The following is a 15,171-nucleotide window of genomic DNA, read 5'->3' as shown; positions in this document are numbered from 1 at the left end:
ATCCTAAAGTGACAGCCGAAGCCGTCTTTTAAACCAAAACCAGGTGGTTTTGGTTGTTATACGGTATTAGCACCTGTTTCCAAGTGTTATCCCCTACTTCAAGGGCAGGTTACCCACGTGTTACTCACCAGTTCGCCACTCGTCTCAATGTCAAATCTTTCAAGTGCAAGCACCTGAAATCATTGGCCAAGACGCGTTCGACTTGCATGTATTAGGCACGCCGCCAGCGTTCGTCCTGAGCCAGGATCAAACTCTCATCTTAAAATGTTTAAAATGATAAGCCTGTGATAGCTCATGATTTAAAATTTATTATTTGTTTTACGAATTGACTTCGCAAATGTTTGGTTTCAATTTCGAAAAATTGAAACGCCCTGCACATTTGTTTGTCGAAAATTTTGTTCAGTTTTCAAAGGTCTACTTAGTTGTCTTAAGCGATGAACATCTCTCGCGACAACTACTTAAATATACCACGCTGATTGATGAGAGTCAACAAAAACTTTTTTGATTAACACGTTTTGTCGTGCGTCCCTTACAAATCAGCATCTATAAATATATCTGATTATCTGCGATTCGTCAAGGGAAAATGTAAAGTTAATTGATGAGGGCGATTCAAACTGGTCTACATAAACACGGAAGGGTCAGTAACAAGCATTGGTAATCCAGTTAACAGCCTCTGCATATTTAATTGTCCGCAAAATAAAAAGCAACCCGGCTTGGATTGCTTAAGATATTATTCATTATTTGTATTATCTTCAGCACGCATTGTTGGGAACAAAATGACATCACGAATGGATGGTGCATCAGTTAGAAGCATGACCAGTCGATCGATTCCAATTCCAAGTCCACCCGTTGGCGGCATGCCATACTCGAGCGCTTCAATGTAATCCTCGTCAATACCTTCAGCCTCCTCATTGCCGGCTTTACGTTCGGCAACCTGTGCTTCAAATCGTTGACGCTGATCAATTGGATCATTTAACTCAGAAAATGCGTTGGCAAATTCGTTCGTCAAAATGTACAACTCGAATCGGTCCGTAAACCTAGGGTCATCATGGTTTTTCTTTGCCAATGGTGAAATCTCAACAGGATGACCATAAATAAACGTTGGCTGCTCCAACTTCGGCTGAACCAGTTCTTCGAAAAACGCATTAATAATGTGGCCAGTCTTCCACCATGGCTCATAATGAATGTGGTGTTCATCAGCTAATTTCTTTGCATCATCATCGGACATTGGCTTCCAGAAATCAATTCCAGTATAGGCTTTAATTGCATCGACCATATGCTGGCGTTTAAACGGTTTGTTTAAATCAACAGTATGCCCCTGATAAGTGACAATGTTGTCATCGGTAACGGCTGCGGCTGCGGCCTTGAAGATTCCTTCAGTTTCGTCCATCACATCGTGGAAATCATAATAGGCCACGTAGGATTCCAGCATCGTAAATTCAGGGTTATGTCGCGTATCCATTCCCTCGTTTCTAAAGACTCGACCAATCTCATAAACGCGTTCCAAGCCGCCCACAATTAATCGCTTCAAATGGAGTTCAAGCGCAATTCTCAAATACAAGTCAATGTTCAAGGCGTTATGGTGAGTAATAAATGGCCGGGCATTTGCACCACCTGCAGAGTTGTGCAGAACTGGCGTTTCAACTTCCTGATAGTCATTAGAATCCAGGTACTTACGAACCGCAGAGATAATCTTGGTCCGCTTAACAAACCGATCAAAACTATCCTGATTTGAAATTAGGTCAAGATAACGCTGACGATAGCGCTGTTCCTTATCCTTCAAACCATGAAATTTATCTGGCAGTGGTCGCAATGCTTTTGATAAGAAGGTCACTGACTCAGCACGAACGGTCAATTCACCCATATCCGTTTTGATGATTTGACCGGAAATACCCAGGTGATCACCAATGTCTGATCGCTTAAAAATATGATAAACATCTTCACCAACAATATCCTTACGAACATAAATCTGGATTTTGCCAGTCCGATCCTTTAAATCAGCAAAGCCGACCTTACCCTTGCCTCGTTTGGCAATCATTCTACCGGCAATGGTCACCTTTTTGTCCTTTTCCATTAATTCATCTTTATCTTCATCGTCAAAATCACGATGAAGTTGTTCAGCAAGATATGTACGCACGAATCGGTGTCCGAACGGATCGATTCCTTCCTTGCGTAATTCGTCCATCTTTTGGCGACGAACAATCATTTGGTCATTCATTTCTTTGTCTTTGGCCACTGTGAAACCTCCTAAATGAAAATTTACTATTAATACTATTAATAATCATAACACAAAGAGCGCCGAAATTATTGTGCAATCCGGTGCTGACGTGCTTTTCGCTGTTCATTTTTTTCGAGGAATTCGTCGAAAATATCGTCCATTGAGGCCTCACCAGATGCATTGGTCAATGCAACCTTTGTTCGGGCAGAATGGGGAATCCCCTTTAGGTAATAACCTGCTTGCCCACGAAATTCATGGGATCCGACATAATCGCCCTTTAGTTCTACCAACCGGTGTAAATGTTCCTTTGCGGTCACCACTTTTTCTTCCGGAGTTGGTTCCGCCAACAATTCACCAGTTTCCAAATAATGTTGGGTTTGCTTCAAGATCCAAGGATTACCTTCAACTGCACGCCCCATCATCACGGCATCAGTACCGACTTCGGTAAGCATCTTTTTGGCATCTTGAGGAGTGCGGACATCGCCATTTCCCATAAATGGAATATGAATCTCATCGGCAACCTGTTTCAGGATTCCCCAATCAGCATGACCCTCGTACATTTGCTTTCTTGTTCGACCATGCATCGCTAAAGCAGAAGCACCGGCTCTTTCAGCAGCCAGAGCATTCTCAACCGCAAAAATATGATTCTCATCCCAGCCAGTTCTCATCTTAACAGTAACCGGCTTTTTAACCGCATCGGTCACATAAGAAACCATCTCGTAAACCTTATTTGGGTCAAGCAGCCAACGAGCCCCCGCATCAGTTTTAACGACCTTATTTACCGGGCAGCCCATGTTGATATCAATGATGTCGGCGGCCGTATTTTGATCAACAAATTTGGCAGCCTGGACCAAAGTTTCTTTGGTACCCCCAAAGATTTGAATACTCATTGGGTGCTCACGTGGATCAACAAACATCATATCCAGCGTTTTCTTGTTTTTGTACATAATGCCGCGGTCAGAAATCATTTCACAAACAACTAGGCCCGCGCCTTACTCTTTACAGATAATTCTAAAAGCAGAGTTTGTCACCCCAGCCATTGGTGCAACAACCACCTGATTGGGAATTGTGACATTACCAATATTCCATTTCATGCTTTCACCTCAAAATTCGTTTCTAATTGTGAAATTCCGTCTGCTATATTATCACATATTTGTGAAAAGTGACAGACTACTTTAATGATGACCCTCGGCCTGAGCAACTTTGATAATCTTAGACAAGGCTTCTTCATTGAAATGATACTTGCTTTCACAGAAATTGCAGGTCACATCAATTCCCTTATCTTCTTTCAGCATGGTTTCTAATTGCTGAACCGGAAGCCCTTCAAGGTCCCTACCAAATCGGTTCTTAGAACAGTTGCAGAAAAATTCCACAGGTACCGTTTCCAAAAAGTGTAGTTTACCCTTCCCAAAAATAAGTTCCAAAATGTCTTCGGGTGTTTGATTATCCAATAAAAGCTCGGAAATCATCGGCATCTGTTTGATGCGCTCAATCACTTGATTAATCGCATCATCAGTCGCATCGGGTAAAACTTGGACAAGATAGCCGCCCGCTGCACCAATCGAATTATCGTCGTTGACAAAAACAGAAACCCCAACTGCCGATGGAATTTGTTCGGACTGCGCCAAGTAGTAAGTAAAATCATCGCCAATTTCACCCGAAGCTAGCGGTACGCTTCCAGTGTATGGATCCTCGCCTTCTGCAGCTCGACTCACTTCAATAAGTCCGTTAACCCCAACTGCCTTACCAACGTCAATCTTATGATGTGCATTGAGCGGTAAGTGCACGTGGGGATTTTGAATATATCCTTTGACATGACCATTTGAATCGCTGTCAGCAACAATCTGTCCGACCGGCCCTTGACCATTGATTTTAACGGTAACGGCCTCACCGTTCTTCTCAACGGACTCTGCGAGCATCACCGTTCCAATTAACGTCCGTCCCAAAGCTGCGGATGATGCGCTCCAGGTATCGTGATCTTGTTGAGCAGTTGTTACGAGTTGTTTGGCGTTCACAGCATAGGCACGAAACATACCATCTGTCGTTGTTGCTTTAACTAAATAATCATCCAATATATTGCACCCCTTCTAAAAATAAAAACGAGTTTAGAGATAATTCTACCCTAAACTCATTTTTGAAATATTCAACTAATTGTTATCATCATGATGGTTATCTTTTGGTTGATCGTTGTTAGAAACGTCATCCGGCTTTTCAGAACCATCTGTGACTTGATCATCCGAATTGTTTTGATCAGTGTCCTGGGATTGACTCCCGTCACCATGACCCTTTTCCAATTCAGCTTGACGTTCAGCTTCCTTACGTTCCAGTTCACGTTTGGCTTCCTCAAAGGTGGCCGCACGTTCACTTGGAAATGCACTGGTATCGGAACTTTCAGGCATTTTACCTGTGTGCCAAAGTGAAAGGATCTGCTTTTCATCAAGGGTTTCATACTTCAACAAGGCTTCAGCGATCAGCTTATGCTTGTCACGATGCGCTTCAATAATCTTTTTAGCAGTATCATGAGCTTCGTTAGTTAAACGACGAACCTCTTCATCAACTGCGGCACCGGTTTCTTGAGAATATCGTGGCCCATAAGTATCCTGGGCGGGATTTTCAAGTTGCACCGGACCAAGCCGTTTGCTCATGCCATATTGGGTAACCATTGCTCGGGCAATGTTGGTTGCCTGCTCAAAATCGTTAGAAGCACCAGATGACTGTGAGTCAAAGACGATTTCTTCGGCAGCACGGCCACCCATCAGTCCAGCGATTTGTTCCATGGCATCCTTCTTAGACATCAACTGCTGGTCTTCACGCGGTAACATAATGGCGTAACCGCCTGCACGACCACGAGGAACAATGGTAACCTTGTGGACGACTCGAGCATCATTCAATACCAATCCAACCACTGTATGGCCGGCTTCGTGATAAGCGACGGTTTCCCGTTCCTCTTTTGAAATGACCCGATTCCGTTTGGCAGGACCGGCAATGACCCGATCTTCTGCTTCGTCCAAATCACTGGCATCAATCTGGGTCTTGTTGCGACGGGCAGCCAGCAATGCCGCTTCATTCAGCAGGTTGGCCAAATCAGCACCAACGAACCCTGGCGTTTGCTTGGCAATCTCATGCAAATCAACGTCATTTGCCAATGGCTTGTTCTTTGAGTGAACCTTCAGAATCGCTTCACGACCATTGATGTCTGGACGACCGACCAAAATCTTCCGGTCAAAACGACCTGGACGCGTCAAGGCAGGGTCCAATACATCGGCACGGTTGGTGGCAGCAATGACAATGACACCTTCGTTACCACTGAAACCATCCATTTCAACCAACAACTGGTTAAGGGTCTGTTCACGTTCATCATGACCCCCACCCATGCCGGCACCACGACGACGGCCGACGGCATCAATTTCATCAATGAAGATGATGGCAGGAGCGGCCTTCTTGGCTTGATCAAACAAGTCACGAACACGGCTGGCACCAACACCTACGAACATTTCAACGAAATCAGAACCAGAAATTGAGTAGAATGGTACCCCGGCTTCACCGGCAACCGCTTTGGCAAGCAAAGTTTTACCAGTACCAGGAGGTCCCTCAAGTAAAACACCATGTGGGATGGTGGCACCCAACGTTGTAAATTTCCTTGGATCTTTCAAGAACTCAACAACTTCAACAAGCTCTTGTTTTTCTTCTTCTTCACCGGCAACATCTGAGAAGCGAACCTTATTTTGCTTACTGTCGGCTGGTTTGGCTTTAGATTTGCCAAAGCTCATCACTTTGCCATTTCCACCGCCCTGACCGCCAGCACGGCCCATCATCATATAGAAGAACCAAACAAACAATAACAGCGGTAACACATAAACTAAAAGATTTACCCAAAAACCGCTTGATTCTTCAGGCTTGGCATTCATCTTAACATTGTTAGATTGAGCTGCCTTGGTGATTTCAGCAATTGAGGAGTTATTCTCGAGGACAGTTGTGGTAAATTTGGTGACGTTCTTAGACTGTGTCTGATTACCACCAATGAGTCCAGATTGCACCTGTACCTTCTGACCCTGTCTATAAGTTCCACTTACCTTATAAACACCGCCACTCGGCTGTACGGAAAAGCTTTTTACTTTGTCATCCTTCAAGTTCTTAACAAACTGACTTGATTGAATTTCTTGTGATGTGGTCTGGTTGATATTTCCGTTAAAGAAATAGATAACCCCCATTATCAGTAGAAATATGACAATGTAAAACAGACTATTTTTAAAAAGCCCATTTCTATTCGAGTTCATCAACGTCCTCCTCAAAACTAAATATTTTCATGTTGATAGTCAAAATACTAACACACTTGACCTTTTTTGACCATTAATTGTTTGTATAAATTTCTGGCTTTAAGACACCAATGTATGGCAGGTTACGATACTTTTCATCATAATCCAAACCATAACCGACGACAAATTCGTTTGGAACCTTGAATCCAACAAAATCTGACTCGGCATCGACGGCTCTTCCAGCTGGTTTGTCCAGCAAAGTGCAAACCTTAATTGACTGGGCACCACGATTGGCGAACGTGTCTAGTAAAAACTTCAGCGTCCGGCCGGTATCGACAATGTCTTCGACAATTAAGACATCACGCCCTTCAATATCTGTGTTGATATCCTGCAGCAATTCCACCGTCCCAGAAGATTCGGTCGCACCATGATAACTGGAGACGTCGATAAAATCGATTTGCATATATGAATCAACTGCTCGAGCGATGTCAGTCATGAAGAAGATGGCACCTTTTAAAACACCCACTACAACCGGTGTCTTACCTGCATAAGTCTGAGCAATTTCTCTTCCCAACCTATTGACGACTGCCTGAATTTCTTCCTGGCTGTAAAGTACCTTTAAGATGTCGTTATTCATTACAAATTCCTTTTCTTTCCAATCATTATTTTCGTTGGGCTTCAATCAAAAAATAAGGCTTCGTGTCCTTGTAATCCGAAGAAACAACAGCGTTTTTTAGACCTAACACCGATAATACGGTTCCTCTGGCATCCACCAACACCGAAGTCATTTTCCGTTGGTCATTGGGAACTTTTGCATTGATCAGCACACGGTTGACTTTTTGATGTTGCCCATGGCCAATCGATAACCGATCCCCCGCTTTTATCCGGCGAACCTGCATTGGTAAATCTGTATCCCGCAAGTAAAAGGTTGTTGATTGACCGTGAGCAGCAGGTTTCCGGGTTGTAAAAACACCAAATTGGGTGAATGGATCCAGAGAATACCATCTGTCTAATATTACCATAAAAATCCGATCTTTTTCAGGTTTGCCAACGAAATTTTGTGGTTCCTTACAAATTATGAGTGATTGATATACCCGTCTGACCTGCCAACCAGCTTCAAGGTCAAGTTCGCCCTGTGATTTGCGGTTCTGTTCAATTAGATCCAATACTGCACTAAGCTGATCAGTTGAAACGTTGGGAATATGAAGCTGGCGTTCAAGCACTTCTTGAAGCAAACACTTAACGACGCTGTGCGGAACTCCCTTGAGTTGATCAAGATCAATTTTGGTCCGCAGGCCATCTGTAAAATCAATCGCAGAGTGGACAAGTGGTTTGATCAGGAAATGGACCGCCTCGAGACTGTCTACCAACTGATTGGTATAACTCAGGACGTGGGGCAATAACTGCGGGTTTTCCGCTTTGAGAAGCGGCATAACACCTTGCCGAATCCGATTGCGTTCAACGGACAGCTGCCGATTTGTCTCGTCCTCAAACCACTTGATTCCCTTCACTTGCGCGTACGATCTTAACTGCTGCTTGCCAAACGGCAAAAGTGGTCTAATTATCTTCGCGCTTGAAAACGGCCGCGTTTCTCGGATACCGGTCAACGAAGCTAATTGGCCGCCACGGACCAGCTTCATGATGACCGTTTCAACTAAATCATCCCCATGATGAGCAGTTAACAGGCAGTCACTACCGGTTTCCCTTAAAACATTCTCAAAAAACCGATACCTAAAAGTCCGAGCGGCTGCTTCAATTCCCGTCTCAGGGTGATCGTCTTTCGGCCAGATGGCTTGTTTGAGCATCAGGCCGTGTTCACTGCAATAACTCGTAATATAGTGAGTTTCATCAACACTTTGATCCCGGAGCTGATGATCAACGTAAGCCACGACAATCGTAGGCCGCACAGCCGGGGGCAAGTGCGCCAGCAGATGCAATAACGTCATCGAATCCACTCCGGTGGAAACCGCCACAACCACTGGTTGTCCGGGTTTCCACCAGCCTTTTTGCTTAACAATGAAATTAAATTGTCTCTGTAAATCCACCGGGGGCCTCCATTAATGACTTTCAGCTATAAAACAAATATGGCCGGCAGCAAATAATTGCCCCGACCGCAAACTTATTAATTGTCAAATTCTAATCGATTAGCTACGACGGCCACCACGACCACCACGTTTGCCTTCAGTGTTCTTACGCAGTGTGGACAAGCGGTCTTCACTCTCTTTCAAAAAGCCGGACATCATGTCATCAAAGCTTTCTTCATGATTATTAGAATGGTTGTTGTGAGTAGAACTACCACCACGTGAATGGTAGCCGTGAGTCTGATGGTTACCATGATTCTCATGATTTTCGTGGTTGTTCTCGTGGAAATTTCTGTGAGAATGGCTTTCATTGTCAGAAGATTCATGTTCGTGGGTATCGGAAGCTTTGCGGATTGAAAGGCTAATCTTGTTGTTGCCCTCAATCTTAAGGACCTTCACCGTCACATCATCGCCAACCTTCAAAACATCGTGTATATCCTTAACAAATCCGTCAGAAACTTCGCTGATATGAACCAAACCGGTTCGATGATCACCTAAATCAATAAATGCACCAAAATTCGTAATTCCGGAAACTTTACCGTTAACTTTTTCTCCAACTTCAATTGCCATCTAAAAAAATGTTCCTCCCATGTAATAGTGTTACCAGTATATCATATTTTATTTTGTCTCGACTAGCGATTATCAAAATAAAAGGCAGAGACAAAAGCGCAATCGCTTTTTGCCTCAACCTCATTAACACATCTTATTTGACATCATAATTATTAACATCTTTTGGTGCCTTATTAGGGAAACTATAAACGGTTTCGCCAGGTTTTGTATAATAATAACGATCGCGGATAATTTGTTCGACATAATTCTTGTCATTCAACTGGGCAACTTGTGTCTTTAGTTGCTTTTGATCCGCTTTTTGCTGCTTTAAAGACTTTTGCTCACGTGCGATTCGAACGTGAACGTCAGCGTAATTCACTTTGGCGCGGACAATCTGGACAATAAAGATGGACGCAAAGAACAGGAAAATGGCACTAATAACCAAGGCCCGCTTTTTTCGCCGGTTAGACAAAACAGCGGTGACCCTTGAATTATTCAATTCAATCTCTCGCCGACGGGTAAAATCGTTGTCGAGTTTTCGTACTTTCCCACTTTGCTGCATCATGCTAAATCCCCCGATTCATTCGCACGTTCTAGGTAAATTATACCAATCTGTGTGCATTTGTCTAGGCGATTCAAGATGTTTTCGGAATTTTTATGAATATTTATTTATTCGTTTCGAAAGTCGTGTTCATAATCCTCCGATGTGATTTCATACATTCGTTCAGCATCATCCTTCTTAGTCGTGTCCAGCAATTCCTTAACCAAAATGGTCAAAGTCTTGTTACCAAATTTGATAACAACCTCATCGTTGGGCTTGACTTCAGTGGAAGACTTCGCAGCCCGTCCGTTGATCAGAATTCTACCTTTATCGGCAATCTCTTTGGCAACGGAACGGCGCTTAATAATTCTGGATACTTTTAAAAACTTATCGATTCTCATGAGTTGTGACTCCTTTTATTTTTAAGAACTTACTGACAAATGGAATGGCCAACCATTCTCGGACTGTAAAGACCCTCAAGACACTGCAGCCGAAGAAAAACACAAATACGCCGACCGGTATGGCCACCCCGACAACCATTAGAGCCAAAATCCGTGAGTTGACGGCTGGTTCAATCCAGCTTATCCCCACCACAGTTGCCTTAACTGCGACAAGCATGGCCATCAAAACAACCGCTAATTTCCCAAGCTGCTTAAAAGATATCAACTTGGCCAGTTCTTTTCGGCTAAGCAGGTTCATTAAGACGACCATCACCGTTAAGCTTAACAAAGTTGCGAGACTCGCGCCAATGATCCCGAGGTTTTCCACAAACAATTGATTGACGAGAATCTTGATTAGAAAGCCAGAAAGAATGGCGATCATCGTTCTCAGATAATGATCCTTACTCTGTAAAATAACGTTGTAGGTCATCAAAACACTGGTTAAAACAATACTGACACAGTACAGACTGATCGTTAAGTTCAGTTCAGACGAGGCAAATAACAGCCGATTAATCTGGGGCATTAAGGCCGTAAGCCCAGTGCTCATAGCAAGTGCCACTGCCAAATTCGTTCGCAGATTAGTGGCGGCCACGTGTTGAAAAGTGACGTCTTGACGATGCTTATTAGCAAGTACCAGGCCGGGCAAAATCGCCGTTGCCGAGGCGATACTCAGAACTTGTCCCAGCTGAACGAGCGTTTGAGAACGATCGTAAATTCCCTTGATGTTTTGCGCGGCAATGAGTGAGTAGCCAAACGATCGCAGGCCGGAAACGACGGAAAAAGAGTCTGCCAGCTGAAGCAACAACATGACCGCTGAAACCAAGCACAGGGTGCCGCCTTCAAGGACAATCCGCTTGATTAGTTGCCGCATTCCAATGGTCGGTCGCCGCTTTTGCCACTTTGTCGGCAATGATGTCGTTCTCATCCAAACCAGAATGAATAACAAGGCAATCAAACCAGCAATCGGTGCCGACAGCATGGCGAGCTGCCCCATTCGATAGGGATTGGCAGCTGATTTAAAAGCCCAATAACCAACTATGAGAATACTGGATACCCGAACCACCTGCTCAATAACTTGAGAATAAGCCGTCGGCCGCATTTCCATTTTGCCTTGGAAATATCCTCGCCAAGTTGACAGGAACGGGAGGAATAAGAACATCCAGCTGACCGATTGAACCACAGGTGTGAGTCTTTGATCATCCATTTTCCCAGCGATGAATCCGGAAGCAAATTGTAATATGCAAAAAGTCAACAGACAGATCACTACTAAGATATTTTGAATTCTAATGGCCAAACCAACCTGGTCTCTTGGATCCAACGTGTCCACCACTAATTTAGAGATAAAAACCGGCAAACCCGTTAAGGCAAAGGTCATCCCAATCCCATAAATCGGATAGATTTGTTGATAGACATAAAAACCAATGTTGCCAACCATGTTTTGAAACGGAATTCGATACACTGCGCTCAACAGCTTGGCGACAAACGACGCAACCGTCAGCAGCAGGGTCCCTTTAAGAACGAGTTGTCTTCTTGAACTATTTTTCATCGGACTTTACCTTACCGGCAGCACCATGGTGATGCCGAGTTTGTGAGAGCTGTTTGACTAATGCAATCAACCCATCCAACCATTTGGTCATATTGGGTTGCACGGTTAACTGAATTTGATATCGGTCATTTTCGGTATTGATGGTTGCCCGAAACTTGGTTTGCGCAATCGCCTCCAACAATTCCTTGCTGGCAAACTCTGCTCCCGCGCGTGAAGAAAAAGTGATGGTGATTTTTGGCTGATCTTGATGAATTTTGTCGACCAAAGCATAATCAGCGAACATTTTTAGCTGAGAAATTTTTAACAAGTTTGCGACCGGCTCGTCGTACTCCCCAAATCGATCGATCAAATCATCCTCAACTTCGTGAAGCTGATCCTCGTTTTCGATCTGACGAATCCGTTTGTAAAGCTCAATTTTCTGCTGATTATCTTGAATATAATCACTCGGCAGATAGGCTTCCAAATCCAGTTCAATTGTCGCGTCCGTACGATACTCGAAATTCTTGCCTCGTTTCTTGGCAACGGCATCCGACAGCATTTGAGTGTACAGATCATACCCAACCGAATCGACAAACCCATGCTGCTGCTTACCAAGTAAGTTGCCGGCGCCACGGATCGATAAATCGCGCATGGCAATTTTGAAGCCGGACCCCAACTCCGTAAAATCACGAATTGCTTCAAGCCGTTTTTCACCGATTTCTGTCAGCACCTTATTTGGTTTGTACATAAAGTAAGCATAGGCAACCCGGCTGCTGCGGCCAATCCGTCCCCTTAATTGATAAAGCTGAGAGAGACCCATTCGATCAGCATTCTCAACAAACAAGGTATTGACGTTTGGAATATCCACGCCGGTTTCAATAATCGTGGTGGTGACCAGAACATCGTATTCACCGTTAATGAACTCATACAAAATATCTTCCATCTGATTTTCAGACATTTGGCCGTGAATGTAACCAACCCGAGCTTGTGGCACCAGGGCACTAATTTGTTCAACCGTCTTTTCAATATCGGAAACCCGGTTGTGCAGGTAAAAGACCTGCCCGCCTCGTGACATTTCCCGTTCAATTGCCTCTCGAATGGTACCGGCATTTTGCTCAATCACATAAGTCTGGATGGGGTAACGGTTGGATGGCGGCGTCTCAATCACTGACAGGTCACGAACCCCCATCATTGACATGTTAAGTGTTCGTGGGATTGGGGTCGCGGTCAGTGTCAAGACATCCACATCCGAACGCATTTCTTTAATCCGTTCCTTATGTTTCACTCCAAATCGCTGCTCTTCATCAATAATTAACAAGCCCAAGTTATTAAACTTAACGTCTTTTGAGAGTAATCGATGGGTCCCGACAACCACGTCAACCTTGCCGGCTTTCAATCCTTGCAGCGTTTCTCTAACCTGCTTGGCAGTCTGAAATCTGGAAAGGACTCTGACAGTAATCGGATACTCCCGAAACCGGTCCAGCATCGTTTCGTAATGCTGTTGGGCCAAAATGGTGGTCGGCACCAAAAATGCCACTTGTTTACCGACTTCAATTGCTTTGAAAGCCGCTCTTAGCGCAACTTCAGTCTTGCCATAGCCAACGTCGCCGACCAGTAAGCGATCCATTGAATGCTGGGTTTCCATGTCGCGCTTAATTTCAGTCGCACTGCGCAATTGATCCGGCGTTTCACTATATGGAAAGGCTGCCTCAAATTCGGCCTGAAGGGAATCGTCCTGTGGGTATGCATAGCCCTTTTCAGCACTTCTTTTCGCATACAAATCAATCAATTCATCGGCAATATCCTCAATTTTGGAAGCAACCTTAGCCTTTGTCTTTGCCCATTCACTCCCGCCAAGTTTGTTAATCCGCGGGTGTTTGCCTTCTGAGGACACATACTTTTGAATTAAGTTTAACTGGGTGACAGGAATGAATAACTTGGCGTTGTCTTTGTACGAAATCGTCAAATAGTCCTGGTGCTTACCGTCGACTTCCATGGTCTTCATGCCTTCATAGCGACCAATTCCGTGGTTGACGTGGACTACGTAGTCCCCGGGCTTCAAATCCGTATAGCTCTTGATTCGTTCAGCGTTGTTAAAAGTCGTCTGGCGGGGTCTTTTTTTAGTGACCGTCCCAAACATTTCCTTTTCAGGGATCACGACGCAATTAGCCAGAGGCATTTCAAAGCCATTGTCCAAGTTGCTTGAAATGAGTTGGACAACCTGTTTGAGCAGATGATCTTTGTCGGACTGAGTGGCCGTAATCTCAAAATCATTAAGCGTCGACGCAACCTTTGCCAGTCGCTTCTCATCTTGAACCATAATGATCACCGTCTGCTTCATCTTCTGCCAACGCAAAATCTCGGTCCGAAGCATTGGCATTTGGGAAAAGAACTGCTGCATTGGCCGCACAGTGATATCCACAATTGCGTCCAGCCGCATTCGACCCATCCCCTTTTGAAACAGTGAAAAAATCAAAGTGGCATGCTGGTTGGCACTAAAAGCTTTCTTGAAATCATTAGTGTAAGTGGTCGACTTCAAAACCTCGTAGTGCTTGATCTTGTCATTCAACCACTCGTCGTCATCACTTTGGAGTTGTCTGGCAGTTTCCGTGATTCGAGAATAATCGTCAAAAATAACGACCCCCTCGTCAGCCAGATAATCCAAAAGTGAAAACTGTTTTTGGTAAATCATATCTGCAAATAACAGCCAACGTGGATCGCTCAGCCCATTTTGTAGATCCATGATTTGCGGTTCCAAATTTCCCTGAAGCTTTTTGGCCGCTTTCTCATCGAGCTGACTCTGTTCGGCAATTAATCGCTTGGAAAGCTGTTCGGAAACGGCTTTTCGCTGCTCATCGGTCATCAACAAATCAGTCGCCGGCAGCACGGTAATTGACTCGATGTTTTTGATGCTTCGCTGATTGGACACGTCAAAGGTCCGCATTGAGTCAACGTCTGTATCGAAAAAGTCAATTCTAACGGGGTTTTGGTGATTTAATGGAAAAATATCGAGAATTGATCCCCGAATCGAAAAATCTCCGGGGGCAGCAACCATTTTTTGAAAGACGTACCCCATTTGGTGCAGCTGGAGTTTCAGTTGTTCCAGATCATAAGTCCCAGCCATTTTCAAGGTGAGTTTAGCAGCTTCAAATTGTTGCTTATCGGGTACCAGTCTCCTGATCCCGGAAACAGAAGTGACAATGACCGCTGGATCTCCACTGGCAAGTTTGTCCAAAGCTAATACTCGTTGAGCCTTATATTCAGGTGAACTAGTCGCCAGTTCAGCTGCCCCCATCTCTTCAACCGGAAATTCAAACAGTTGATCGTCATCAAGCAGATTAGCTAAATCATTCACCAACTGGTCAGCATGAAATAACGAGTCAACGACCACAACAGTTGGCTTGTCGGTCGAATGGATTAAATTGTCGATCAGTAACGTCCGTGCGGAACCACCGACGCCGGTAACCAGTTGACGCGTGCCCGGCTTCAGGGTTGAGACCAGGGCTTGATACTGAGGAATTGTTGTCAGTAATTGATCTAACTTCAAAATAATGTCCTTTC

10 protein-coding genes, 1 rRNA gene and 1 pseudogene are annotated in these 15,171 nt (G+C 44.4%); all 12 read right to left on the bottom strand.

The genetic code is table 11. The annotated features are described in order from the left end of the window. Positions 1-262 (bottom strand): 16S ribosomal RNA (locus tag LPKJCM_RS07730); the annotation flags it as partial. A gap of 468 nt (positions 263-730) precedes the next feature. Beyond that, complete coding sequence (gene lysS, locus LPKJCM_RS07725; protein ID WP_174659023.1) at positions 731-2,218, bottom strand: lysine--tRNA ligase; 1,488 nt, start codon at positions 2,216-2,218, stop codon at positions 731-733. Between the two features lie 86 nt (positions 2,219-2,304). Then, positions 2,305-3,312 (bottom strand): annotated as a pseudogene (gene dusB, locus LPKJCM_RS07720) (tRNA dihydrouridine synthase DusB). 81 nt (positions 3,313-3,393) lie between these two features. Further along, entirely contained in the window at positions 3,394-4,290 is an 897-nt protein-coding gene (gene hslO / locus LPKJCM_RS07715) for an Hsp33 family molecular chaperone HslO (protein ID WP_057963405.1), read from the bottom strand. A gap of 75 nt (positions 4,291-4,365) precedes the next feature. Next, complete coding sequence (ftsH, locus tag LPKJCM_RS07710) at positions 4,366-6,495, bottom strand: ATP-dependent zinc metalloprotease FtsH (RefSeq protein ID WP_087069592.1); 2,130 nt, start codon at positions 6,493-6,495, stop codon at positions 4,366-4,368. Positions 6,496-6,568: 73 nt separating this feature from the next. Further along, entirely contained in the window at positions 6,569-7,111 is a 543-nt protein-coding gene (gene hpt, locus LPKJCM_RS07705; protein ID WP_057963410.1) for a hypoxanthine phosphoribosyltransferase, read from the bottom strand. A 25-nt stretch (positions 7,112-7,136) separates the two neighbouring features. Then, positions 7,137-8,519, bottom strand: coding sequence for a tRNA lysidine(34) synthetase TilS (tilS, locus tag LPKJCM_RS07700; RefSeq protein ID WP_057963404.1), 1,383 nt, complete (start codon positions 8,517-8,519; stop codon positions 7,137-7,139). Between the two features lie 99 nt (positions 8,520-8,618). Beyond that, positions 8,619-9,125 (bottom strand): S1 domain-containing RNA-binding protein, encoded by a 507-nt coding sequence (locus tag LPKJCM_RS07695; protein WP_057963403.1) that lies wholly within the window; start codon positions 9,123-9,125, stop codon positions 8,619-8,621. Between the two features lie 133 nt (positions 9,126-9,258). Then, a complete protein-coding gene (locus LPKJCM_RS07690; protein ID WP_057963402.1) occupies positions 9,259-9,669 on the bottom strand; it encodes an FtsB family cell division protein in 411 nt (136 codons plus the stop codon). A 104-nt stretch (positions 9,670-9,773) separates the two neighbouring features. Further along, positions 9,774-10,046 (bottom strand): RNA-binding S4 domain-containing protein, encoded by a 273-nt coding sequence (locus LPKJCM_RS07685; RefSeq protein WP_057963401.1) that lies wholly within the window; start codon positions 10,044-10,046, stop codon positions 9,774-9,776. After that, positions 10,033-11,631, bottom strand: coding sequence for a polysaccharide biosynthesis protein (locus LPKJCM_RS07680; protein WP_057963400.1), 1,599 nt, complete (start codon positions 11,629-11,631; stop codon positions 10,033-10,035). The genes LPKJCM_RS07685 and LPKJCM_RS07680 overlap by 14 nt, the downstream gene beginning before the upstream one ends. Then, positions 11,621-15,157 carry a transcription-repair coupling factor gene (gene mfd / locus LPKJCM_RS07675; protein ID WP_225364159.1) on the bottom strand — a complete coding sequence of 1,179 codons (3,537 nt, stop codon included), beginning with the start codon at positions 15,155-15,157 and terminating at the stop codon, positions 11,621-11,623. Before mfd ends, LPKJCM_RS07680 begins: the two co-directional genes overlap by 11 nt. Positions 15,158-15,171: the final 14 nt, after the last annotated feature.

It is taken from the genome of Lentilactobacillus parakefiri (assembly GCF_002157585.1).
GTDB classification, from domain to species: Bacteria; Bacillota; Bacilli; order Lactobacillales; family Lactobacillaceae; genus Lentilactobacillus; species Lentilactobacillus parakefiri.
This window is presented reverse-complemented; position numbering and strand designations above follow the sequence as displayed.